Origin of the sequence: Sporofaciens sp. JLR.KK001 (assembly GCF_036941055.1) — a bacterium.
Classification (GTDB): Bacteria; Bacillota; Clostridia; order Lachnospirales; family Lachnospiraceae; genus Sporofaciens.
The window spans coordinates 733,586-758,170 of record NZ_JAYMNO010000002.1 but is presented as its reverse complement, the minus strand read 5'-3'; the positions used below and the strand labels follow the sequence as shown (position 1 = coordinate 758,170).

At 43.2% G+C, this 24,585-nt stretch carries 25 protein-coding genes; 19 read left to right on the top strand and 6 right to left on the bottom strand.

Going from position 1 to position 24,585, the window contains the following annotated elements:
- Positions 1-564: 564 nt before the first annotated feature.
- Together VSQ62_RS28815 and VSQ62_RS28810 are read left to right on the top strand one after the other, a co-directional pair.
- Positions 565-2,940, top strand: coding sequence for a winged helix-turn-helix domain-containing protein (locus VSQ62_RS28815; RefSeq protein WP_286082541.1), 2,376 nt, complete (start codon positions 565-567; stop codon positions 2,938-2,940).
- Positions 2,941-2,959: 19 nt separating this feature from the next.
- A complete protein-coding gene (locus tag VSQ62_RS28810; protein WP_286082540.1) occupies positions 2,960-5,794 on the top strand; it encodes a leucine-rich repeat domain-containing protein in 2,835 nt (944 codons plus the stop codon).
- Between the two features lie 52 nt (positions 5,795-5,846).
- Here VSQ62_RS28810 and VSQ62_RS28805 read toward each other — a convergent pair whose 3' ends face one another.
- The 3 genes from VSQ62_RS28805 to VSQ62_RS28795 form a co-directional block, all read right to left on the bottom strand.
- Positions 5,847-6,356: a helix-turn-helix domain-containing protein gene (locus VSQ62_RS28805; protein ID WP_334638324.1), complete on the bottom strand. Its 510-nt coding sequence runs from the start codon at positions 6,354-6,356 to the stop codon at positions 5,847-5,849.
- A 191-nt stretch (positions 6,357-6,547) separates the two neighbouring features.
- On the bottom strand, positions 6,548-8,266 hold the full coding sequence (locus VSQ62_RS28800) for an IS66 family transposase (protein WP_334638323.1): 1,719 nt from the start codon (positions 8,264-8,266) through the stop codon (positions 6,548-6,550).
- Between the two features lie 20 nt (positions 8,267-8,286).
- The gene (locus VSQ62_RS28795; protein ID WP_120397181.1) at positions 8,287-8,514 is read right to left on the bottom strand and encodes a hypothetical protein; all 228 of its coding nucleotides are present in this window, start codon (positions 8,512-8,514) and stop codon (positions 8,287-8,289) included.
- 384 nt (positions 8,515-8,898) lie between these two features.
- Here VSQ62_RS28795 and VSQ62_RS28790 point away from each other — a divergent pair, with 384 nt between their 5' ends.
- From VSQ62_RS28790 to VSQ62_RS28740, 11 genes are all read left to right on the top strand, one after another.
- On the top strand, positions 8,899-9,351 hold the full coding sequence (locus tag VSQ62_RS28790; RefSeq protein WP_334638322.1) for a peptidoglycan recognition protein family protein: 453 nt from the start codon (positions 8,899-8,901) through the stop codon (positions 9,349-9,351).
- Positions 9,352-9,806: 455 nt separating this feature from the next.
- Positions 9,807-9,998, top strand: coding sequence for a helix-turn-helix domain-containing protein (locus VSQ62_RS28785; RefSeq protein WP_162210266.1), 192 nt, complete (start codon positions 9,807-9,809; stop codon positions 9,996-9,998).
- On the top strand, positions 9,988-10,680 hold the full coding sequence (locus VSQ62_RS28780) for a response regulator transcription factor (RefSeq protein WP_334638321.1): 693 nt from the start codon (positions 9,988-9,990) through the stop codon (positions 10,678-10,680). Before VSQ62_RS28785 ends, VSQ62_RS28780 begins: the two co-directional genes overlap by 11 nt.
- 3 nt (positions 10,681-10,683) lie before the next feature.
- Positions 10,684-11,604 carry a sensor histidine kinase gene (locus tag VSQ62_RS28775; protein WP_334638320.1) on the top strand — a complete coding sequence of 307 codons (921 nt, stop codon included), beginning with the start codon at positions 10,684-10,686 and terminating at the stop codon, positions 11,602-11,604.
- Positions 11,605-11,679: 75 nt separating this feature from the next.
- Positions 11,680-12,594, top strand: coding sequence for an ABC transporter ATP-binding protein (locus tag VSQ62_RS28770; protein WP_300714372.1), 915 nt, complete (start codon positions 11,680-11,682; stop codon positions 12,592-12,594).
- Position 12,595: 1 nt separating this feature from the next.
- A complete protein-coding gene (locus VSQ62_RS28765; protein ID WP_334638319.1) occupies positions 12,596-13,288 on the top strand; it encodes an ABC transporter permease in 693 nt (230 codons plus the stop codon).
- 89 nt (positions 13,289-13,377) lie between these two features.
- Complete coding sequence (locus tag VSQ62_RS28760) at positions 13,378-13,686, top strand: alpha/beta hydrolase (RefSeq protein WP_334638318.1); 309 nt, start codon at positions 13,378-13,380, stop codon at positions 13,684-13,686.
- A 28-nt stretch (positions 13,687-13,714) separates the two neighbouring features.
- On the top strand, positions 13,715-13,897 hold the full coding sequence (locus tag VSQ62_RS28755) for a hypothetical protein (RefSeq protein ID WP_334638317.1): 183 nt from the start codon (positions 13,715-13,717) through the stop codon (positions 13,895-13,897).
- Positions 13,898-13,935: 38 nt separating this feature from the next.
- Complete coding sequence (locus tag VSQ62_RS28750) at positions 13,936-14,880, top strand: aldo/keto reductase (RefSeq protein ID WP_334638316.1); 945 nt, start codon at positions 13,936-13,938, stop codon at positions 14,878-14,880.
- Positions 14,881-14,883: 3 nt separating this feature from the next.
- Complete coding sequence (locus tag VSQ62_RS28745) at positions 14,884-15,165, top strand: LbetaH domain-containing protein (protein ID WP_334638315.1); 282 nt, start codon at positions 14,884-14,886, stop codon at positions 15,163-15,165.
- 41 nt (positions 15,166-15,206) lie between these two features.
- Positions 15,207-15,656 (top strand): hypothetical protein, encoded by a 450-nt coding sequence (locus VSQ62_RS28740; RefSeq protein ID WP_334638314.1) that lies wholly within the window; start codon positions 15,207-15,209, stop codon positions 15,654-15,656.
- 52 nt (positions 15,657-15,708) lie between these two features.
- Here VSQ62_RS28740 and VSQ62_RS28735 read toward each other — a convergent pair whose 3' ends face one another.
- Together VSQ62_RS28735 and VSQ62_RS28730 are read right to left on the bottom strand one after the other, a co-directional pair.
- Positions 15,709-16,218, bottom strand: coding sequence for a helix-turn-helix domain-containing protein (locus tag VSQ62_RS28735; protein ID WP_334638313.1), 510 nt, complete (start codon positions 16,216-16,218; stop codon positions 15,709-15,711).
- Positions 16,219-16,712: 494 nt separating this feature from the next.
- Entirely contained in the window at positions 16,713-17,375 is a 663-nt protein-coding gene (locus tag VSQ62_RS28730) for a helix-turn-helix transcriptional regulator (RefSeq protein ID WP_334638312.1), read from the bottom strand.
- A 184-nt stretch (positions 17,376-17,559) separates the two neighbouring features.
- Here VSQ62_RS28730 and VSQ62_RS28725 point away from each other — a divergent pair, with 184 nt between their 5' ends.
- Genes VSQ62_RS28725 through VSQ62_RS28710 form a run of 4 tightly spaced genes read left to right on the top strand, consistent with a single transcriptional unit; the run spans position 17,560 to position 21,498 of the window.
- Positions 17,560-17,934: a RidA family protein gene (locus tag VSQ62_RS28725; RefSeq protein WP_334638311.1), complete on the top strand. Its 375-nt coding sequence runs from the start codon at positions 17,560-17,562 to the stop codon at positions 17,932-17,934.
- 48 nt (positions 17,935-17,982) lie between these two features.
- On the top strand, positions 17,983-19,188 hold the full coding sequence (locus tag VSQ62_RS28720; RefSeq protein ID WP_334638310.1) for a pyridoxal phosphate-dependent aminotransferase: 1,206 nt from the start codon (positions 17,983-17,985) through the stop codon (positions 19,186-19,188).
- 34 nt (positions 19,189-19,222) lie between these two features.
- Positions 19,223-20,443 carry a DUF819 family protein gene (locus VSQ62_RS28715; protein ID WP_334638309.1) on the top strand — a complete coding sequence of 407 codons (1,221 nt, stop codon included), beginning with the start codon at positions 19,223-19,225 and terminating at the stop codon, positions 20,441-20,443.
- 38 nt (positions 20,444-20,481) lie between these two features.
- The gene (locus tag VSQ62_RS28710; RefSeq protein ID WP_334638308.1) at positions 20,482-21,498 is read left to right on the top strand and encodes a succinylglutamate desuccinylase/aspartoacylase family protein; all 1,017 of its coding nucleotides are present in this window, start codon (positions 20,482-20,484) and stop codon (positions 21,496-21,498) included.
- Between the two features lie 142 nt (positions 21,499-21,640).
- Here VSQ62_RS28710 and VSQ62_RS28705 read toward each other — a convergent pair whose 3' ends face one another.
- Positions 21,641-22,804: a M20 metallopeptidase family protein gene (locus VSQ62_RS28705; RefSeq protein ID WP_334638307.1), complete on the bottom strand. Its 1,164-nt coding sequence runs from the start codon at positions 22,802-22,804 to the stop codon at positions 21,641-21,643.
- A 283-nt stretch (positions 22,805-23,087) separates the two neighbouring features.
- On the opposite strand from VSQ62_RS28705, the gene VSQ62_RS28700 reads away from it, so the two are divergent.
- On the top strand, positions 23,088-23,831 hold the full coding sequence (locus VSQ62_RS28700) for a DUF5058 family protein (RefSeq protein WP_286152763.1): 744 nt from the start codon (positions 23,088-23,090) through the stop codon (positions 23,829-23,831).
- Positions 23,832-23,858: 27 nt separating this feature from the next.
- Entirely contained in the window at positions 23,859-24,551 is a 693-nt protein-coding gene (locus tag VSQ62_RS28695) for a hypothetical protein (RefSeq protein ID WP_334638306.1), read from the top strand.
- The last annotated feature ends 34 nt before the right edge of the window (positions 24,552-24,585 follow it).

The following is a 24,585-nucleotide window of genomic DNA, read 5'->3' as shown; positions in this document are numbered from 1 at the left end:
TTCAGGGAGGGTGCGAACCGTATCTTATTGCCTATGCAGCATATTCTGTGGAACAGAGTTTTCTGAATATGCTTACTACGGAAGGCATCGATTGGCAATGTTACTTTTAAAGATTTCAATGGGGCTGTGTCTATATGCTGCATTTTTGTTGATATTGCAAGGCAAGCGTATCTTGCCCGAAAAGGTCATTCTGTCTCGTATGGATTGGCCTTTTATTATGTTTGAATCGTACAGGGGAATAATATATAAATGAATATAAATCAGAACGAAATTGGATCAATAACAAGAGAAATTATAAAATTTTTTTGAAACTTTTTTGAAAAAACAAAAAAAGTGCCCCAGACTATCCGTTTGGAGAGTGGACTTAACAGAAGAAGTGGCGTAAAATAAAGCGTAGCTTTGATACATCATGCATCTGTGACGTGAAAACTTTATGGAAATGAGGTTGAAAAAGATGGGTAAAGCGCACAATCTGTTAAGCAAGCAGTATAGCCGGTCCTTTTTTTGATCTGGGGATAACCTGAAGGGTGTGGCAGTCTCAGGCTTTTGAAGGGGGAAAGTCAGTTGGATAAAGGGTATATAGTGCCGGAGGCCGCATTAAAGAAACTGCGGGCGGCAAAAAGGCATGGGAAGACAGTCTATATCTATGGGGCAACCGGCTATGGGAAAACGGAACTGGTGAAGCAATACTTATCAAAGCGCAGGTACCGTTATATTTCCTGTGCAGAGGATTTTGCAGGTCTTTTGGAGGCGGCACAGGATGGAAGAGGAAAAGAGGCGGAAACACGGACGGTGGTGGCTGTGGATGACCTGCACCTGCTGAAAGATGCAGAGGGGCGCAGGGCTGTCCTTTCCCTCATAAAACGGCAGGATGTATGGCTCATCCTGATCTGCCGCAGCCCCATCCCGGCTTGGCTGATGCCGCCCTATGTGGGCGGAGGATTACTCGTCATCACGGAGGATGATCTCCGGCTTAAGGAAAAGGAGACCGACGCCTACATGGTGTCCCAGGGGCTAGACATCACGGAGGAAGAGCTGGCTTTTGTAACGCAAAGAAGCCGGGGTAATGCCTATATCGTGCGCCATGCCGCCCTTAAGATGCTGGAAGGCCTGTGCCCCGGTCCAAAGCTGGAGCAGGAGATCGCGGAGGCATTTGCGGGGTATCTGGAAAGCCACGTGATGGTACAGTGGGACAGCGATCTTCTGGAATTTTTGATGCAGGTGAGCATTGCCGATGAATTTACCCTGCCCTTTGCGGAGATGGTCACGGGGAATTGCCATGCGCCGGAGCTTCTGGAGAGGGCGGTGGAGACCGGGAACTTCATTTCCTGCGAGGACGGCGTATACCGCCTGCGGCCGCAGCTTATCAGGGCGCTGCGCAGACGGGCGGCAAAGGAGTACAGCCCCCAAGAGAGGGCAGGACATGTGTATAATGCGGGGCTGTATTATGAGATGCAGGGGCAGATCGTGCCTGCCCTTGCCATGTTTGAACAGTGCGGCAATAAGGAACGAATCAGGGAGTTACTGATCAGGAATGCGCGGCTGAACCCTGGCAACGGTCATTACTTTGAACTGCGCCATTATTATTTACAGATGGAAGAAAAGGAACTGGAGGAGAGCCCGGTACTGATGGCGGGGATGAGCATGCTCTATTCCCTGCTGCTCCAGGAGGAGGAAAGTGAATACTGGTATAAAAAGCTGGAAGGTTTTGCATCAGCCGCGAAAGGCGGACGCAGGCGGGAGGCATTAAGCCGTCTTGCCTACCTCGACATCGCGCTGCCCCACCGGGGGAGCGCGGACATGATCGGGATTATGAAGAAAATGCCCTCCCTGATCTTTGATAAAGGGATGAGCTTGCCGGAATTTTCGGTGACAGCCAATTGCCCAAGCACCATGAACGGGGGCAAGGACTTCTGTCACTGGAGCAGGGAAGATCGGAATCTTGCAGCAACCATCGGGAAACTGGTGGAGCGGGTGCTGGGACGGTACGGGAAAGGGCTTGTGAAAGCGGCCTTAGGCGAGAGCCTTTATGAAAAAGGCGGGGATACCTACGAAGTCCTGACGCTTCTTGCCCGTGCGAAGATGGAGGCGGAGGGCGGGGGTATGGCGGAGATCGTCTTTGCCGCCGTGGGCCTTCAGGTACGGCTTGACACCCTTCAGGGGCAGATACAGACGGCAGGGGAAGTCCTTGCTTCCTTTGAAAAAAGTGTCATAGGACAGGGGGCGGTGAAGCTTTTACCAAACATAGCAGCCCTGCGGTGCCGTCTTGCCCTTTACCGGGGTGACAGGAAGGCGGTGCTGGCGTGGATGGGGCGGGCCCCGGACGAAGACAGAGAGTTCTGTATTTTAAATCGTTACCGTTATCTTACGAAAGTGCGCTGTTACCTTTCGCTTGGGGAGTATTTAAAAGCGCAGGCATTACTGGAAAAGCTGCGCTATTATGCGGAAAAATGCGGGCGCACCTATATCCGCATGGAAGTGTGCCTCCTTAGCGCCATAGCGAAATATCGGACAGGCGGGGAGTGGAAGGAGGAATTTTTCCCTGCGCTGAAGGAAGCCTGCGGATATCATTTTATACGCCTTGTCAGCGAGGAAGGGGCGGCGGCACAGGAATTGTTTGCGGCGGCGGGGAGGAACCTTCTGGAAAAGGAGGTGCCGGATAAGATATGGCTGTCCCGGCTCATAGAGGAAACAGGGAAGGTGGCGGTGCGCTACCCGGCGTATTTAAAAGGCCGGCTTGCCAAAGCGCCGGATTTCTGTGAGGCGGCATTAGCCATCCTGCGCCTGCAGGCGGAAGGAAAGAGCGCATCACAGATCGCCGGGGAGCTCTCCATGAAGGAGGCAACGGTGAAGTATCATGTGAAGGAGAACTACCGGAAGCTGGGTGTTTGCGGCAAGGCGGATGCAGTGCTTACAGCCAGAGATTTAGGGATTTTATAAGAAGAGAGGAAAAGAAGTAATGACTACGCAAAAGCAAATCTTAAAACGCATCCTGATGATCGTACTGTCTGCCATATTATTCTACGGTATATCGGAAATGACCATGATGACTGCATTGTGCGCACAGATGGAGGATGTGGAGATCAATGAAGAGAATTTCCCGGATGCAGGTTTTCGGGAATACCTGCGGACTGATCCCAATATGCTAAAATTCCATAGCGACCCGAACAAATTTACCGCCGGCGAGATTGAATTAATAACGGTATTAGATATGAAAAACAGAAGTTTAAATGCCGAAAGTCTTGCAGGAATCGAGCATTTCGAGAATCTGACGACTCTGCACTGTAACGGCACGTATCTGAAGTCCATAGATGTGAGCAAGAACACTAAGCTTCAGTATTTGAACTGCTCAGAGACTTGGAATCTGACGACGCTGAATGTGAAGAACTGTACGGAACTGCATACATTATACTGTAGCGGATGTAAATTGACAGAACTGGATCTTAGCAGCAATGGACAGCTTCAGGTTCTATGGTGCGACAATAACCAGTTTACTGCTCTGGATACAGCCGGCAATTCACAGCTAAAAAGTCTATATTGCTACAACAATCAACTGGCAGCGCTGAATCTTGCTTCAAATCCGGCTCTTAAAGAGCTTCGATGTGAAAACAATCAATTGACCACATTAGATCTTAGCGGAAATACTGCACTGACTTCACTGAGTTGCGAAAACAATCAGCTGACAGAAATCCAGCTCAAAGGTTTTTCTAACTTGATAACCCTTTCCATCCAAAAGAACCAGCTTACATCCCTGGATGTCAGTGATTGCTCGAATTTGTCCCATTTGCGGTGTTCGGATAATCAGTTGACAGAATTAAATATCACCGGGGACAATAAGCTCAAGAATCTAGTCTGTGCCAATAACCGACTGACAGAGATAGATGTGAAAGATAAATCCATATTAGATTATTTTGATACAAGGAAAAACCTGTTGAAAACACTGGATGTATCCCAGAATGCTGATCTGCATTATTTTTACTGCGATGATAATCAATTGAAAGAGATGGATGTGAGCAAGAATCCAGATTTGATAATATTCTGGTGCCGGAATAATCAGTTAGAGATGTTAGATGTAAGCGGAAATATTGATATAAGTAACTTAGGCTGCACAGGCAACCGTTTAAAAAGCCTGATCATTCCAGATAAGGTAACAACATTTGAAGATTGTGAACAGTATGACACAATTATTTTGGCAGAAAACCAGAGTTCTTATGATCTGGGTTCAGCAGATCCGAAGCTGGATCCATCCAAGATATCGGATTTAACAAACGCGCAGCTTTCCGTTGACGGCATGATCCTGACAAATATTCCGTTTGGGGAAGATGTCACATACACCTATGACTGTGGTAATAATAGGTCCATGAAAGTGACTCTGCATTTCATCTGGACCAATCAATGGATTACGAAACTTACCGCAATCTCTGGGTGGAAATATGGTGATGTTCCGTCAACGCCCCATGCAGAAGCACGATTCGGAGAAGTGCAGTATCTCTACGGCACAGCTTCCGACAGCAATTCCTACAGCGCTGAGATACCGACAGAACCCGGCACCTGGTATGTGAAAGCCATTGTTGCAAAGACGGAAGATTATTTGGGCCTTGAGAGTGACCCTGTAGAATTTGTGATCGGCAAGAATGACAGCACGGTCACATTCAAGGATTCTTCCAATCTAAACAAGATGTATGACGGACAGCCTGCGGCAATCAACAGGGAGGATGTTATGATAAGCGGAAGCCAGGGCGAACTGCGCTGCACATGGTATCAGAAGGCTGCAGATGGCTGGAAGACATTGACGGATGCCCCTGTGAATGCCGGAAACTATAAGGTGTCAGTATTCGTAGAAGAGGACAGTCACTATGCATCATCTGCTCCGGCTGAAAAAGAATTCGAGATAACAAAAGCTCCCCCGGCAGAGATTACGCTTCCTGAAAACTTAAGTACCAAGCAAGGTGCGCCGCTGTCTTTGGCCGTTCTGCCCCAGGGATGGGAATGGCTTGCGCCGGATGAAACTGTCAGCAGCACGAAACCAGGCTACAAAGCCAGGCTGAAAGTAGATGACACAAATTATGATTATACAGACGTTGAAGGTTATGATGCGTCAACGCACAGCGTCGTTCGAGAATTAACGGTATCCGTCATCATGGGCGAAGAGATGCGTATTGATATCACGGAAGGGATCAAAGACATCCCGGAAGCATTGATCGCAGCCGGAATAGATACCGAGGAAAAGATTAAGCAAGCGCTTACCCGTGCGGCAGTGGAAAATCAGGGATATCTCAAAGAAAATACAGCGCTCTATGACGTCAGGCTTCAGATCAGCCTGGACGGCGGTAAGACCTGGGAAACTGCATCGCCGGAGAATTTCCCGCCGGAAGGACTGCCTGTGACATTGCCCTATCCCAAAGGAACCAACGGCACAGAGTATGATTTCATTATAACGCATATGTTTACACATGAGATGAACGGATATAAGCCGGGAGAAGTAGAAGCGCCTGAAGTTATGAAGACCGAAGAAGGGCTTCGGTTCACTGTTCACGGCCTGTCTCCCATTGCTGTCGCCTGGAAATCTGTAAAAACAGATAAGCCCCCAGTGAATCCGGGGCCGGCGAATCCGTCAATCCCAGGAAATAACGACACATCAACGCAGCCCGGAACACAACAACCATCCGGAGACTCTGACAGCTATACACCCGATTCCGGCAGTAAAAAGAATACGGGTACTGTAACTGCGGCAGCAAACAGGCGAAGCCCGCAGACCGGAGATGACAACTTATGCGGCAGGAGTATCCTTTAGACACAGGATACTCCTCCGTTCCGTAAAAACCACATGTCCCTTTTTCGGAAGATTATTCTTTCTTCCGCGTCAAGAATATTCCAATGACCGTACCGATAAGGATAATTGGTGCGACTCTGACAAACAGCCATTCAAATGAGTGAAATGCCGTCCCGAGAACGGCGGTTTCAGGATCACTATAATCCCAACCCGAGTAAGGACTTTCTAATGCCAATAAGACTGCAAAAATTGAGAGTATCACTATACACAATAAAATAAGGATCCAAAACACAATTCTTTTTCTTGTGGTTTTTCTCTGTGCAAGCTGCAAGTTTATTACCTCTAATTTTGCGGAAATTGCCTTTAACTCATCAACTTCCGTCTTAATGACATTTTCTCCAAGCAATGTACTCACGGGTGTTTCAAGCACTTCCGATATAGAGATTAACATATCTGAATCGGGAACAGACAGTCCTTGCTCCCATTTAGATATTGTTTGCCGCACTACGTCGAGCTTAACGGCAAGCTCTTGCTGCGAAAGTCCTTTTGATTTTCTGATTGTTTTAATATTTTCATTGAGCATTGGGGAAGATCTCCTTTCTTTTAGTTGTTACCAATATTGTAGACAGAACTGCCCGTTGCTACAAGCAACACATTTTAACATTTCAGTAAAATCAATAAAAAGTCAATAGGTGTTTAATTTGTTACCAAAAAAGTGGTTACTTTTCACACCCACGCCATCTGTATAATAAAGAAAAGGTTGCTGCTTTGGCGTTAAGCTTTAGCAACAACCTTTTCCTGTTTTATTTTGGGCGGGCGTTTCCGTTCATATATTTCTGTTATCTTCTGATATACATCTACATTTTGTGCGCGTAACAAATAGACTATGCTTAAGCCATTACAAATATCGTTTAAACTTTCTTGGCTCCGCAGAGTAATTGCCTGCTTCTGTTTTCGTTTATAGACTCTTGCCAATCTTTCACATAGGGAATTATTGGCTGGAACCCGTTTATCATGCAGGAACAATAATTCACTTTCTTTATATTCCCTTAACCGGAGAAATAGATTATACCCTTCCCTATAATACTCAGTCGGCGGCTCATCCTGATATTCTTTCTCCGCCTTGTTCAGGATTTCGTCATACCTTTTCTCGAATCCCTCAACAATTATCGGATCAAGTTCTTTCTCCCCCAACCCATTTCGGTAATGCAGCATCTCCTGGAACAATCCGTGCATCTCCTTGTTCCATTCCAGCTGCGGCTCATTCTGCTCGCTTCCGATCAGATAGCGGCAGTCATGCTGGGTACACTCCTGATGTTTTGTTCCATAACGGTAAAATGTCTTGTCATGGTCATGCAAGACAATCCCAACATAATTCTCAAGCGGCGTTCCTTCTATTCCTTTATGCCCTTTTTTCTCCCTGCCTATATAAAGTGCCACATCTGCGATCGGGGATGCAAGTATAAGGACCTGCGCACTGTGCCCATTTACAGATGCGTTTGTAAAATCTGCATTCATGACCGGAGACTGCATTAGTTTCTTTATAATCTCTTTTTTCTCTTCCGCTGTTTTCGCTGAAAATTCCCTGGTAAGACCATTGATCATGCCGTCGGACAGTTCGATCTCGCCTTTTGTCAATTCTGAGATTAGCTTTCTTATTTTTCCATGGGATACGTTGCATTCATTGCTCAGGAGAAAGGCAAGTGCCTTCACCGTCCCGTCATAGTTCACTTCATTAATATATCCTTCTGGAAATGGAGCATGTACACGGGCTCCGGTTCTTTTGTCACGGTATTCCTTTGTCGTATATTCCATGACCGCTACAGACATCTGGATGACCACTTTCTGTTTCCGAATGATTTTTCCTGTCTCATAATAATTCTCTTTATCCAGGTATTTTGCAGGCGCAGGGATTTCATGTGTCTCTGTTACGGCATGGAGCTTCCTGCGGTGTCCGGCATGGCCTGGCTGTCCGCCTGGTTTCCGGTCAGTTTTTACCCGGCTGTTCGGGATTTTTTTCCTGCCGGGTTTCTGCTGGGAAGAGGGGATGGATGAATTCTCAAAATCCATATTGACCTGCGCAGTCAGTTTTTGGTTCAGGCCTTTTTCTTCTTCCAGTTCCGCCCCTACCCGGTAGAATTCCCGTCTCATATCACGGTATTTATCTAATGCTTCATCTCTCTGGCGAACAACTTCCAGATTCTCTTTTTTGAGCTTTGCAATGAGACGGTCTTTCCTGTCAAGTTCTTTCTGACATTCGTGGTAAAGATCATCATTTGCTTCCATCCATTGCTTCCGGACAGACCGGATTTCCTTACGTGCCTGTGCTAATTCTTGTTTTAATTCCCGGATATTTTTTTCAAGTTTCCGAATAATACTCTTATATTCTTCTTCTAATTTCCGGTATCTCTCGCCGGATTTAAATTCGGCGATCTGCTGTGCCAGTGATTTCACTTTGTACTGTAATGCACTTGTATATTCAAATGGATTCATCTGTACTCTCCTTTGATGAATTAGGGGCGGGAATCTAATACCTGTGCCATCGTTCTGCTTAATTCTATTGTCTCTTCCAGTTGTAATGTCAGCATGGAAATATATTCTTCTTTCTGTTCAAGAAGCTCTTCCGAAGTCCGAATGCATTTTTCCTGGATTCGGATTACATTTTCTGCTTCTTTAAGAGCATTCTCCAATTTAGAGATCTGTAATTCATATTTTTTTATAAGTGATGTTTCTTTACTCATTGCTGCCTCCGCACTTGTAATAAAAAAAGTATAGCAGAAATCTGGAAAAAAAGCGAATGAAGGAAATCTGGTATTCGTCATTTTGCCAGGGATAAATCGTTGATTTTTCAAGACAAATGGATATCAAACCACGCAGAAAAAGATGTGAGAAGGGGATTTTAAGACGAAAAACAGAAAGGAGAAAATGTTATCCACAAGAAATACCTGAGGACAAAATATTATTAACATTTTGTCCTCAAACGTATCATTTACTGTGGATAAAAATTTTTTCAATTTCAGCACATTTACCAACACTTTCTAAAAAGCCTATTACTGGCGTGGGTGTGAAAAGTAACGGCTTTCTTTTTTTGCGCCGGCGCAAGAGCCGGCAGGAAGGAGCAGAATATGAACATTCAGAAACCAAGTTTACAATTTAGAAATTCGTTGTCAGTAAGGAAGAGTACCAGATGTATTGTCCTGCATCATGCGGATGCGGAGAAATTCAGTGTATATCAATGTCATGCATGCCATTTAAATAATGGGTGGGCCGGCATCGGATACCATTATTACATTACAAAGGATGGTACGATCTGGGAAGGCCGGCCGGATAACACTGTCGGGGCTCATGCATCTGGCGGAAATTCGGATTCTATAGGGATCTGTTTTGAGGGTGATTATGATGTGGAGCGGACGATGCCGGATGCCCAGAAGAAAGCAGGTAAGGAACTGGTCGCACATCTGAAAGCCAAGTACGGCATAACGACCGTAAAGAAACACAAGGACGTCACGCCGACCACCTGTCCCGGCAGTTTCTTCCCATTTGATGAGATAGCCGGTGCTAATGCTCATGTACGGTAAAGAAGCAAGCAACCGAAAACAAGAGATAGACCACCAGCACCACACTATTCCGAACCAAAGAAAGCAAAGACCAAAAGACAAGCATTATGGAAATGTGCATAACAGGCTATGGAATCATGGATAACTCTATTCACAGCACATGGAAAAGCTAAAGTGCAGCTTTCACACGTCCTGCAAACAGAGTTACCCACAATTCCATGAGATAGCCAGTTATACACATTCCCACAAATCCAAACTTAGAAGAAATCCAAACTTTTTCCGGCAAGAATCCCCAATTATCAAGCTGTTTTCAGAAAAGTTTGGATTTTATATAAGTTTGGATTTTACACACAATGCCGATTACTACGAAATCCATATTATTCTTATATCTTCTTTCAAAATAAAAAAGCAAGTACAATAGCAACTTGTTTTTTTCGCTTAAACGAAATATAATATCTTGCGAGGAGGAAACGATTATGGATTTTATGACAACTAAGGAAGCCGCCTTGAAATGGGGGCTTACAAACAGAATGGTACAATATTACTGCAAAGAGGGTAAAATTCAAAAAGCGGAAAAAATAGGAAGCATGTGGCTGCTTCCAAAAGATGCAAAGAAGCCTATTGATAAAAGGACTATGGAGGGGAGGGCTAAGGAAAGTGGCCAGTAAAATTTTTGTCGTTGAAGATGATATATCTATTTGTGAAATGGTTGATAATTATTTAGTTAGTGAAGATTTTAGAGTAAACGTTTTTCATAGCGGTTTTGAAGCAATAAGAGCTTTCCAGTTAAATACGGATTATGCACTTGCTCTGATCGATTTAATGTTGCCAGATACAAGTGGCATGGAAGTAATCAAAGCCATTCGTCAAATCAGCAAAATCCCTATTATTATTATTACAGCGAAAGACAATGATACGGACAAATCAATGGGTTTGAATCTGGGAGCGGACGATTATGTGGTAAAGCCATTTTCCTTAATTGAGCTTACTGCAAGAATCAAAGCCAATATCAGGCGTGCTACAAGCTATGACAACCAACAGGAAGAAACCGTCACAAGAATTAAGGATTTAGAAATTAACCAGACAACACATAGCGTAAAGGCTGCTGGAACCGTTTTGGAATTAACCCGCACAGAATTTGAAATTTTAAATCTAATGGCTTCTCATCCGGGACAGGCTTTTTCTAAAGAAAGACTTTATGATTTAATTTGGAAAGAACCGTATTTTGGAAATGAAAACGTGTTGAACACGCACATCAACAGGCTGAGGGCGAAATTAAAAATGGTTTCAAACAGTGATGCCACATATATTAAAACTTTATGGGGCATCGGATATAAAATGGAGGAATAACTGGTGTACACACTACTTATTGTTCTCATACTAATATTATTCGCAATGTTTTTATATGAATGGTCAAAAAACAGAAGAACATCCAAAGAAATCAAATATATCAGAGAATGGTTTACAATGGCTCCTTGCTTGAAAGAAAACCGACAGATTTTAATCCCGTCTGAAAATGCAGAAATTAAAGGGCTTTCAGTAGAATTGAATAAATTACTGGATGAACTTTATGCACAAAGAGTCAGTTATGAACATTCCAGACAAGCTATGATGCAGGTGCTTACCAATATTTCACATGATTTAAGGACACCTCTCACTGTTCTAAAGGGATATAGCGAATTACTAAACAGAGAAGTATCAGATATGCCGGTAAAAGAGAAAATTACGGAAATGGCAATTAGAATTGATAGTAAAGCAAATGAATTAGTTGCAACTATAAATGAATATTTTACTCTGTCAAAAATAACGTCCGGGGATATGAACATGGAACCCAGCATGGTAAATGTTACACAAATATGTCATGAAATAATATTGGATTATTATGATGTTTTGGATGAAAGAAAATACAAGGTTGAAATAGAAATCAGTCCTTTGCCGGAATATGCATATGCAGATACCCCCGCACTGAACAGAATACTGAAAAATCTAATTGATAATGCAATAAAACATGGCAATGAGGGGAAATATCTTGCGTTCCGCTTAAAAAGAATATCAGATAAGGTCATGATAGAGGTGGAAGACCATGGCAAGGGCATAGCAGAAAAAGAGCGGGAACACATTTTTTACAGGAATTACACGACAGCGCATAAAAACTATGGAAGTGGGCTGGGGCTTACGATTGCTAAAAATCTTGCGCTGCAAATGGGGGCTGATATACAAGTTGACAGTGAGCCAGGCCAGAAAACAGTTTTTACCTTGATTTTAAAAAGTTAGAAAAAAGTTAGATTTCAGACAGATAAAAGAGAATTCTGTTTTGTATACTGTGGAATAGCAAAGGAGGCGTACAAAATGGATTATATTATCGCAACATCAAATTTGACAAAATCCTATAAGGAAAAAGTTGTAGTTGACAAGGTAAATCTTCATGTTAAAAAGGGAGAAATCTATGGCTTTGTTGGGCCAAACGGCGCAGGAAAAAGCACTATCATGAAAATGCTTTTGAATTTAGTGCGCCCGGATTCCGGAGAAATATATATTTTTGGCGAAAAAATGGACGATAAGAATTATGAATGTCTGAAACGGATTGGCTGTATCATAGAAAACCCTTATTTCTATGAAAAAATGACAGGACTACAAAATTTGGAATTGCATTGTGATTATATGGGTTATCATAACCGCAGACGTATAAAAGATGTTTTGGAATTGGTCAATCTTCAAAACATTGAGGGAAAAGCAGTTTCGCAATATTCTTTAGGGATGAAACAGCGTCTTGCCATTGCAAGGGCAATTTTAGCAAAACCAGAATTGTTGATACTGGACGAACCTATCAATGCGCTTGACCCAGAGGGAATAAAAGAAATGCGTCTTTTATTTGGGCGGCTACATCAGGATTACGGGGCAACAATTTTTATTTCCAGCCATATTCTCTCAGAAGTTGAACAGATTGCGGACAGAATCGGTGTTATCGCAGGCGGAAAGCTCTTGAAAGAAATATCTATCCATGAAGTTCATGAATATCAGACAGAATACATTGAAATAGATACGGATAATGTGAAACAAGCCGCCTGCCTTTTGGAACAAGACGAGAGACTGTCACATTTTGATGTAGTGGACGATACGATTATCAGGATTTATAGCACCGTTGTTTCTGGAAAAGAAATCTCAGCGTTGCTTGTAAAAAATGGAGTTGGTTTAGAAAGCATAGGACGAAAGGAAAACAGCTTGGAGGATTATTTCTTCCAGCTTACAGAGGAGGGAAAATAGAATGGTTCATTTACTGAAACTTGAAATAAGAAAATTCAGACTGCCCCGCAAAATAATGACTGCTATTTTTGCAGTTGCTTTTTGTATATTGTTTATTACGGTGTCTTTGGTTGACAGCATGATCGACCCAGAACAGACAAAAGACACATTTGAAAGCACATTTCTTGTAATAGGGCTTTTGGTATCATTTATTTTTCTGATATATTCATCAATACTTACGTCTACATTGGTGATTAGTGAGTACAGCCAGCGAACCATTACAATCCTGTTTTCTTATCCTTTAAACAAGAAATTGCTTATCGTAATAAAAATGATGCTTATTATGGCTTTTACTGCTATTTCATTGCTGTTCGGATATGTTTGCTGTTGTGGATATATCGTCGGAATGGATTATGCTTTTGATATGTTGGAGGGTTCTTTTCAGATATCTTATTTATCAGAATGGGTGCCGATGGCAGTTACCGGCACTATCATTTGTAGCGTTTTATCATGGTGGCCGTTTGTTATTGGAATGATAAAAAAGTCTGTTCCTGCAACGATTGTTACTTCTCTCATTGTTTTATTTGTCAGACAACTTATCATTACGAAGAACCCGACTAATCAAGAGAATTTGTTCCAAGTAGTTTTAGTGTTAATAGTTACATTAGTAGCCGTAATGATTGTTTTTCGAGAAAAAGTAACAAAAATAGATTAGATAAAGCAAGGGATGGAATCAAAGTCACAAGGACTTGACTTCCTTATTTACAAAATTAAAAAATATAAAATTGAAAAGGAGAACTGAATATGGATACCAGAACATTCGAAATCAACCCGAAAATTGAGATGAAAAAAGTCCATTTCAAGAACCGCTTCGGTATTGAGCTAGCAGGAGATCTTTACTTACCGGAGAATCATACGGATACGAAAAAACCGGCAATCATTATATCCGGGCCTTTTGGAGCGGTAAAAGAGCAAGCCTCCGGTCTGTACGCGCAACAGATGGCAACCTTCGGTTTTGTTGCACTGGCTTTTGATCCGTCCTTTGGTGGAGAAAGCGGCGGCCGCTGGTACAGATACCAGAATCAAGGCTGTTGCCACGCTTTCCATGTATGATATGTCCCGTGATATGAGCAGGGGACACATGGATTATTATACCGAGGAGCAGAGAAACAAAATCAAAAAATATCTTAGTGAACAGCGTTGGAAGGATGCGGAAAACGGAACCTTTGCGCTGGGCAACTATGCCGGTGTCCTTTTGGAATTTTCCACTCATGGCGAATATCAAGGAAGTTTCACCCCGTCCGATTTTGATGATTGCCGGTGAGAACGCTCATTCACGTTATTATTCGGAGGATTTAGATCATGAACAAAATATTACCTAAAATTGCATTAGGAGCTTGGTCTTGGGGCGTTGGCACGGCTGGTGGGGATCAGGTGTTTGGGAATTATCTTTCTGCGGACGATTTGAAACCGGTATTTAAGAAAGCGATAGAACATGGGCTGTGCTTATGGGATACGGCTGCTGTATATGGAGAAGGCAGCTCTGAACGTATCCTTGGAAACTTTGTAAAAGGAGTATCGCGGGAGGATGTGATTCTATCCACAAAATTTACCCCGCAGATTGCCAGTGCTTCGCCGGACGCAATGCAGGAAATGATTGACGGCAGCAAGGAACGTTTGTATACAGATATAATCGACATTTACTGGATTCACAATCCTATGGATCTTGAAAAATGGACACCGGATATAATTCCGTTGGCAAAGAGCGGGCAGATCAAGGCAATCGGTGTTTCTAATCATAACCTTGCTGAAATCAAGCGGGCGGATGAAATTCTTGCAGCAGAAGGTTTGAAAATCTCGGCAGTACAAAACCATTTCAGCCTTTTACACCGCTCCTCTGAGCGGGCCGGTATCCTTGATTACTGTAAGGAAAACGGCATAACATTTTATTCTTATATGGTCTTGGAACAGGGAGCGCTTACCGGGCGATATACAGAGGAAAATCCTTTTCCGGCAGGTACGGGACGCGGCGATTCTTATAATCCCCACCTGAAAAAACTGGCGGCATTGATCCATGAAATGGAAATTATTGGAACCCGCTTTGACGCCAACCCGGCACAGGTTGCCACAGCGTGGGCGATTGCAAAGGGTACTCTCCCGATTATCGGAGTAACAAAAGTATATCAGGTGGAAGAAGCAGCAAAGGCAACGCAGATCGCATTAACAGATGACGAAATCAGACGGTTAGAGAAGCTGGGAGATGAAACAGGCATTTCTACTCTTCGGGAATGGGAAAAGGAGATGTAGGCTGTGACAACAAAAGAAGTGATAGATGGTTTTCGGGAAGGCTCAGGGGAAAATGCCGAGAGAAATGCGTATGCAAATGAACTCTTTCAGGAGGCTGTCCGTATCGGCATGGAACTGAATATGCAGTATCATACGCCGGAGGAAATTCGGGAGATAATGGGAAGGCTGATTGGGAAAAAAGTGGATGGCTCGTTTCGGATGTTCCCGCCGTTCTATACTGATTTTGGAAAGAATATCACGATCTTAACCCGGAAGAGAACAGAAAAAATCACTATGCGCCGATAACGATAGGCGCTCATGTATGGATTGGTTCTAATGCGACAATATTGCCCGGAGTAACGCTCGGAGATTGGGCGGTTGTTGCTGCAGGAGCCGTGGTAACGCAGGATGTTTCGCCTCGAACGGTAGTAGGAGGCGTTCCTGCAAAAGTATTGAAAGTAATCCCGGAAGAAAGGACGGTGCGATATGAAGCGCCTGAAGTTATGAAGACCGAAGAAGGGCTTCGGTTCACCGTTCACGGCCTGTCTCCCATTGCCGTCGCCTGGAAATCAGTAAAAGCAGATAAGCCCCCAGTGAATCCGGGGCCGGCGAATCCGTCAATCCCAGGAAATAACGACACACCGATACAGCCCGGAACACAACAACCATCCGGGGACTCTGACAGCTATACAACCGATTCCGGCAGTAAAAAGGATCCGGGTACTGTAACTGCGGCAGCAAACAGGCGAAGCCCGCAGACCGGAGATGAAAACTTATGCGGCAGGAGTATCCTTTAGACACAGGATACTCCTCCGTTCCGTAAAAACCACATGTCTCTTTTTCGGAAGATTATTCTTTCTTCCGCGTCAAGAATATTCCAATGACCGTACCGATAAGGATAATCGGTGCGACTCTGACAAACAGCCATTCAAATGAGTGAAATGCCGTCCCGAGAACGGCGGTTTCAGGATCACTATAATTCCAACCCGAGTAAGGACTTTCTAATGCCAATAAGACTGCAAAAATTGAGAGTATCACTATACACAATAAAATAAGAATCCAAAACACAATTCTTTTTCTTGTGGTTTTTCTCTTTGCAAGCTGCAAGTTTATTACCTCTAATTTTGCGGAAATTGCCTTTAACTCATCAACTTCCGTCTTAATGACATTTTCTCCAAGCAATGTACTCACGGGTGTTTCAAGCACTTCCGATATAGAGATTAACATATCTGAATCAGGAACAGACAGTCCTTGCTCCCATTTAGATATTGTTTGCCGCACTACGTCGAGCTTAACGGCAAGCTCTTGCTGCGAAAGCCCTTTTGATTTTCTGATTGTTTTAATATTTTCATTGAGCATTGGGGAAGATCTCCTTTCTTTTAGTTGTTACCAATATTGTAGACAGAACTGCCCGTTGCTGCAAGCAACACATTTTAACATTTCAGTAAAACCAATAAAAAGTCAATAGGTTTATCTAAAAACCAGTTTTGGGAATACGGTTTTTCGCTTCTTTATCGATTTGATTTTTACGGCGGTTTGATTTGTCACCAAAATTTGTCACCCAAAAAAGTGATAATAATTGATAAATTTTTTGATTGTGTTATTATAAGTAAAGTATCATTAATTATAGATGTAGAAGGCGAAGGTATGATGAGAATTTTGATTATTCTGCAGAAGATCAACAGGAGTTGATTAATACGATAAAGCAGATGATTTATCATCTCAAATACAGGAACACGAATCCTCAAACATTAGAGCTGCTTTTGATCGGAATGAATGCAGGGAAGAAAATTCATATAGCGGTATAGTCCCAATTATGGACTATACCGCCTTTTTATGTACTAAATGTTGTATTATAGCTTTCGAAGATGAAGATAAACAGTATTTTTGGAAATGTTCAGAGCATTTGCCACAAACTGAACGGAATCTTTGAAATTAAACACGCCTTTTCCATGGAGTTGTAGAATAATTGCTTTGTTTTTATTGGAGGATACAATAGAGTTATCCTCCATAATTTTTTTCTTTGTTGTTTCAACCAGATGAGACATCAATTCGTAAGAATCTTCGAAAAATTCTTCATTCACCATCCCACTGATTTCGGTTGAAGATTCGGTATGTAACTGTGGTGTAAAACTGTCCAAAATGCGTGAAAAAGGTACGTCTAGATAAAAGTTAATACAGAGCAAGCCGATAATTTTGTTTTTTTCACCCCGAATAGTGATGGTAGTTGATTTCATAGGTTTATTGTTTTTATTCGTTGTAAAGTAGGTGACATTATCCTCAGAAATGTTATTTTCAATATCTTTCAGAATATTTAATGCCATATTTGTAATGGGAGCGCCGACTTTTCGTCCAGTGTAATGACCATTGGCTATTGCGATTACAGAATTATCGTAGGATTCTAGGTTATGAAGGATCAGCTCATATCCAGGTCCCAGATAATCGGCAAGTCCTTTTATTAGATTCTTATATGAGTTCAGGATCATTTTGTCTGTTTCAGTTAAAATACAATTCATTTTTAATTTTCAAACCTTTCATTGCAGAATATAAGATATAACAAAAAAATCTTAACATAATTTGCTTTTTTTGTAAAGTAATAGATTTTTTTGAAAAATGTATTGACAATTATGAAAAAGCATATATAATAAAAATTAGTTTACTGAATAAAATAAATTTTATTAAAGAGAAAGGAGAGAGAGGATGAAGAAATTCAACACTAAAAATGCACCTGCAGCTATCGGACCTTATTCACAGGCTATAGAGCATGAAGGAATCATCTATGTATCAGGACAGCTTCCAATTGATCCGGCAGCAGATGGATTTTCTCAAGGAGGGATCGCTGAACTAACAAGACAGTCTATTAAAAATATTTCAGCAATTCTTGAGGAGGCGGGAAGTGATATCGGAAAGGTGATGAAGACGACAATCTATCTGCAGGATATGAATGATTTTGCAAAAGTAAACGAAGTATATGCAGAGTATTTTGGAGAGTCTATGCCGGCAAGAGCGTGTGTGCAAGTAGCTGCACTGCCAAAAGGAGCAAAAATTGAGATTGAAGCTGTTGCATATCGATAGTATGTACGGAGAGGAAAAGGAGAGATTGTGAATTCTATCAGAAAGAAGATGACTGCAGGTTTTTGTAGATTGCAGGGGGGTTTATTTTTAGAAAGTAAAAAAGCTGACGTGGGAGAAGGTGCAAGCCAGTTTCAGAAGGATGGCGGGGATAATATGGCTTGGGCCGATATGTTTTATCCAGATCCGTCTATCCCGGAAACGGTCAGATTGGCGACTCTGGAAGCGGTGGCAGACGGATTCCCGTCTCACTATACGCTTCCGGTTGGCCTCCCTGAACTCCGAAAGGAAATTGCTGCCCACATTGAAAAAAAGGATGGAATTAAGATAGATCCAGGTAGAAATATTGTAGTTACGCCTGGTTCAGATTCCGGGCTCTTGTTTGCAATGATGCCTTTTTTAGATTTCGGAGATGAGGTTCTTGTACCGGATCCGGGTTATCCTAATAATTTTCTAAATGCAGAGTTATTGGGTGCGCATGCAATCCATGTACCTACCTATCCAGAAGACAATTATCAGATTCGTATGGATGAAATGGAAAAGCGGTTGACGAAAAAGACAAAAATGATGGTAATTACACATCCGAATAATCCGACAACGGTAGTTTACCGGAAGGAAAACCTTAAAAAATTAGCGGAATTTATTGTCGCTAATGATCTGATTTTAGTTTGCGACCAGGCCTTTGAAGACCATATTTTTGACGGAATTGAATTTGTAAGTCCGTGTACGCTTCCTGGGATGTGGGAGAGAACAGTAACCGTATGTTCACTTTCTAAAGGATATGGACTGAGCGGTTACAGAATCGCCTATTTATACGCAGATGACAAAATTATGGATGTATTTTATGGGAGTGCGGTAAATGTGGTCGGAGCACCCTGTACGATTTCTACATATGGGGCGATTGCGGCATTAAAGGATGATACGATTCTCCCAGCTTACACAGAGATTCTGGAGCGGCGGAGAAGAGTAGCCTATGATATTCTGGGTAATACACCGGGAGTTCGTATGAGGATGAGTGAGAGCGGTATACTGTCATGGCTTGATGTAGGGGAACTTGGCTCTTCGCAAGAAGTTGCTGGATATATTGCAAAGCATGCAAAAGTACTTGTAAATCAGGGGACACCATATGGAGAGCAGGGAGAAAATCATATTCGAATTGTTACAGCATGTTTTAAAAAGGAGCAAGATGCAGTAAGAAGGTTTATGCGTATTAAAGAGGCGCTTACTCAACTTGCCAGAGAAAAGGATATTGTTTGAAATTATTATTTTATTCTAAGGAGGAGGGGTTCTTATGACGACATTAATTGCAGCTGATAATCATATTGCGTTATTTGCATTGTTATGTGCAATCTGTGCACTTGTGATTTATCTGGAGCAAAAATATGCCTGGGCAGCAAAAATTACAGGATGTATTATGGTACTATTGATTACATTAGTGTTATCAAATCTAAAGGTAATACCGGAAAGCGCCGCAGCGTATGACTTTGTGGGTACATATCTTGTTCCGATGGCATTGCCGCTCTTGTTGTTCAAAGCAGATATTAAGTCTATTCTGAAAGACAGCGGAAGACTGACTGTTTTATTTTTCATCGGAGCAATTGGAACCTGTGCCGGTTCTGTTATTGCATTTTTTATTGTGTCAAACCAGATACAGGAAGCGCCGAAGTTTATTGCTATGATTACTGGTTCCTACATTGGTGGCGGAATTAACTTTGTTGCGATGGCAGATAACTACGGAGCAACCGGAACAACTGTGGCGACAGCAAATGTAGCGGATGCGCTCACGATGATGTTTTTCTTTTTTGCACTTATGGTAATTCCTTCTATTCGGTTTTTCAGAAAGCATTGGCTGCATCCTCATGAAGATAAGATTGAAGCAGTAAATGCATCAGGTGAAGACAACGGCGAAGCAGTGACAAGCGCAGCGGCTTACTGGGGAAAACGAGAGATTTCTCTGTTTGATATTGCATTTGAGATTGGATTATCCCTTGTAATTGTGGCTGTTGCGACGCCGATTTCAGAATTTTTTTCTACAGTAATTCCTACCAGTAATTTTATCTTAAATTTTTTCAATGCACTTTTAGGAAGTAAATATTTGATAATTACACTTCTTTCGGTCATTGTTGCTACTGCATTCAGTGACAAGCTTTCAAAAATCGGCGGAGCACAGGAAATGGGGACATATTTTATATACCTATTTTTTGCAACTATGAGTGCACCAGTATCTATTCGTCTTCTTGTAGGAGATGCACCGTGGTTTTTTGTTGCATGTATGATTATTGTTATTATTAATATTGTATTCGTTCTGGTGGGTGCGAAGCTTCTGCATTTTGGAATTGAGGAAGCGATGGTATGTTCAAATGCGAATATTGGAGGCGGATCAACAGCAATGGCTTTGGCGATTGCAAAGAACTGGACTGCTTTGATTATACCGGGACTTTTAGTTGGTACTCTTGGAAATGTAATTGGAAACTTTTTCGGTATATTGATGGGAACTTTGTTTGGTGCTTAGAAATTAATGATGCGTTTAGATGAACAGGAGGAATGAAAATGAGAATTGATAACCGTGATATTCCTAAGGGAAGTAAGGTGAGATGGAACTTTCTTGCGGCCGAAATGACGGTAAATAAAATTGAGGTTCCAGTGACGGTAATAAACGGTGTTAAGGAAGGACCTACAGTAGTTATTACTGCAGGTGTTCATCCTAATGAGTTGATAGGTCAGGCAGCGACAGTTCGTCTGGCGAGGGAATTAGAACCATCTGAAATTGCAGGAACCTTAATATTTGTGCATATAGAAAATCCTATGGGGCTGCAGTTTAAATATGCTAACCGCTCACCGCTTGACAATGTGAATATGAATTCTGTATTTCCAACCGGTTTGGAAAAAGGAGAAGATATGGGAAGGGACAGTCTGCATTTGGGGATTTCTCCTACGAAGCAGGCAGCGGACAGAATCTTCAAAACATTTATCAGCCTTGCAGACTGGCATGTAGACATGCATGGAGGGGAACTATTTGAGGATTTGGATTTTAACATTGAGATTCTTCCAATTGGAGAGCCGGTAGACGAGAAAACAAGGGCATTGGCCCGTATGTTCAAGTCGGAAAAAATCTGGGAAGTACCTCAGGGAACGATACCTCAGATGCCTAATTATCCAGGAAGAGGCTCGGCAGTAGCAGAAGCAAATCATATGGGAATTCCATCCTGTTTCTTTGAGATAGGAGGAGAAGGAAGACTTAGGAAAGAACAAGTAGACCAGGCTTGTGACGCACTCAGGAATATGATGATGTGTGTGGGGATGCTGGAAGGTGAGGCTATACACGTAGAGCCGACGGTGTATTCCGGCGGAAATGTACTGTTTGCGCAGTGTGGCGGTCTTCATTATATTAATATCAATAGCGGAGATCTGGTGCATAAGGGACAGGAGCTTGGATATACGGTTGGCTGGGATGGAGAAGTTATCTCGCGGGATATCTGTCCGTGTGATGGTCTAATGACGAACATGGTTGTTCACGGCGGGGTAGAGCCTGGAGATATGCTCTATGTAATTGCCGATAAGTGTTAAGAATGCAGTTTTTATTCTCGCGAGCAACGAGCCAAGCGGGCATGCTTGTATGCACATTTGGTGACTGCCGCGGGGGCTTTGACTGCCTGCATCGCCGAAGCGCAGCCTGTTATAATGCAGGCTGCGCTTATCTGGCAACGGATTATTCCCCAAGCCTCTTCAGTACAGCCGCGGCATAGACCGCTGCGCCGATCGGAAGTACATTCTCGTTAAAACGGATCTTAGGATTATGCTGCGGCAGCCGTTCTTCAGGATCGTCGACGCCCGCTCCTATCATGAAGAAGGCAGCAGGGACCAATTCGGAGTAGCAGGCAAAATCTTCGGATCCCATCGCGTGAAATGTATCTATGGTCAGGGAATCATCAACCTCGTGGATTACTTCCCGGCACCAGGCAAGTTCTTTCTCGTCGCAGACCATAGGAGGAACGTCGCTGAGTACCTCGATCTCGGCTTTTGTGCGGTAGGTTTCGGCTATGCCCTGTGTGATCTCATGGATCCGCTGAATTATCCTTTTGCGGATATCCGGGTTGAATACACGGAGGGTTCCCTCCATCTCGGCAGTCTCAGGGATAATATTTGCAGCGCTTCCGGCGTGGAACTTGCCGATCGTCAAAGCAACCTCATCAAATCCAGAGATCTCCCTCGCTATTAATTCCTGTAATCCCAGATGGATATGAATTGCAGTGTTGATCGGATCGACGCCGTCCTCCGGTGTAGAACCATGCACGCCCTTCCCCGTAAGTTTAATGCGGAAACCGTATACCCCGGCGCAGGGGGCAAGATGTCCGCCTAATGTGCCGAGCGGCTTCTGGGAGAATACATGCAGCGCCAAGGCGGCATCAACGTGCGGATTATCCATAACCCCGGAGCGAATCGCGGCTTCGGCGCCTGCAAAAATCTCTTCCGCAGACTGGAAGACAAGCTTGACGGTACCGTGAAGCTCTGACTCGTGCGCTTTGATCAGCTTCGCCGCGCCAAGCAACATAGCGGTATGCATATCGTGTCCGCAGGCGTGCATACAGCCGTTAGTAGAAGCAAAAGGCTCGCAGGATTTTTCCTCGATCGGGAGCGCGTCCATATCGCCCCGGATCATATAGCATGTATCGCCCCGGCCGATGCAGGCGGCGATATTAGAACTCTCCTCATAAACGGTATACGCAATGTTCATCTCGTCCAGTTTTTTCGTTACAAATGCAACTGTCCTGGGAAGGCTGAGGCCGATCTCCGGAATTTGATGCAGCTCGCGCCTCCATGCGGTCAATTCTTCTTGAAGCTGTTCTGCTTCCAGCATGATCTGACTTTTCATGATAATCTAACTTCCTCCTTAGAATACTAAAAACTTATTATTCGATGTATTAATAACAGGATATCTCTTCCAGGTAAAAGTAAAAAGAAAAATTTTTTCTAATTTAGGGAAAAATTAGAATAGTCAGGACATTTTCTACAAAAAACGGCATAAAAAGTGAAAAAATCTTCACTTTATACGAAATTGATTGGAAAAGGAAAATTTATTTTATTTTTATCGTACAGACGAATTCGTATAATTGTATAAATTTAGAGAAACAGATATATGAAGGAGGAGACAAAAGATGGATGTAATGCAGATTGCAAATGGACTGCCTATGTGGATCGCCTGTGGAATTCCTGTGGTATTCGTAATCATTCAGGCGGTTCTTTTTGCAAAGGGGGCGTATAGTGCGGGGAAGAAGGTCGGACTTACAGACGATAAGATGAAGAAAGCTATGAAAAGCAGCGCTGTAACTTCGATCGGGCCGTCAATAGTAGTGCTCAGCGGTATGCTTTCACTGTTGGTAACGGTAGGAGGTCCGGTAGGATGGATGCGTCTTTCCATGATCGGTTCCGTTATGTTTGAATCCATTGCGGCAGGTCTTGGAACCTCTGCGGTAGGGGTGACATTAGGAACGGATGCAATGACGGAAGAGGCGCTTGGCATGGCAGTCTGGACCATGATATTATGTTCTGTCGGATGGGTTATATTCGCGACATTTTCAGCGAATAAGATGGAGAAGATCGAACACAAGCTTTCTAAGGGGAATGCAGGAATGCTGACAACGATCGCTTCTGCAGCGATTATCGGTGTATTTTCCGCCATGGTCGCAAGCCACTTATCTAAACCGTTCTATTCCATGATACAGAAGGCGGATGCCGCGGCTATGTCTTCAGCGTGGCACAACCTGCTGGCATGTATCTTAGGCGCGGTTATCATGTTTGTGCTGACTAAGGCAGCAAATAGTAAGAACATTGGATGGCTGAAAGAATGGTCGCTTACTATTACGATTTTGGGCGCTATGATTATTACGGCGCTGGTATAAGGCTGATATAAGGAGGAGAAGAAGAATATGAACAGTGATTTTTACAAAGACGAATATACGCCCAAGATTAATAGGATAGGTAAATTAACAGGATATCTGGGAGTTTTGGTTGCGTTCACTCCGGCGCTTGTGCTGGCGGTGGTATACGGTATTGTTCCGAAGCCGGCGGCGCTTCTGACTGCATTTATCAGCGGAACAAGTGCATTTGGCGTATTATGGTTTGTCGAGCCGATTTCTTACTTCCCGGTGGTAGGTCCTGCGGGAACGTATATGGCATTTTTGTCGGGAAATATTTCTAATATGAGGATTCCGTGTGCAAGTATGGCGCAGGTTGCGGCGGAGGTTGAGCCGGGGACGGAGAAGGGTTCTATCATTGCGACCCTGGGTATGGCTGTATCCATCATCATCAATGTATCCGTGCTGACGATCGGCGCGATCCTTGGAAGCTCTGTACTGGCTATGCTTCCGGATTCTGTCAAGGCTGCGCTTAATTATCTTCTTCCTGCACTTTTTGGGGCGCTGTTTGTTCAATTTGGCATCAAAATGATCAAACATAGTGTTATAATGGTTGTGATCGCATTCGCACTTTATTTTGCGATCGGTATGGGTGTATTTAACTGGCTTCCGGGAGCTTCTAACTGGCTTGGAACATTAGGGTGCGTGTTTATCAGTATTGCAGTGGGTATTACAACTTTATCTAACGCGAAGAAACAGGCATAGAGTAAGTAGGATAAACTGTCGAAGGGAAGAGATG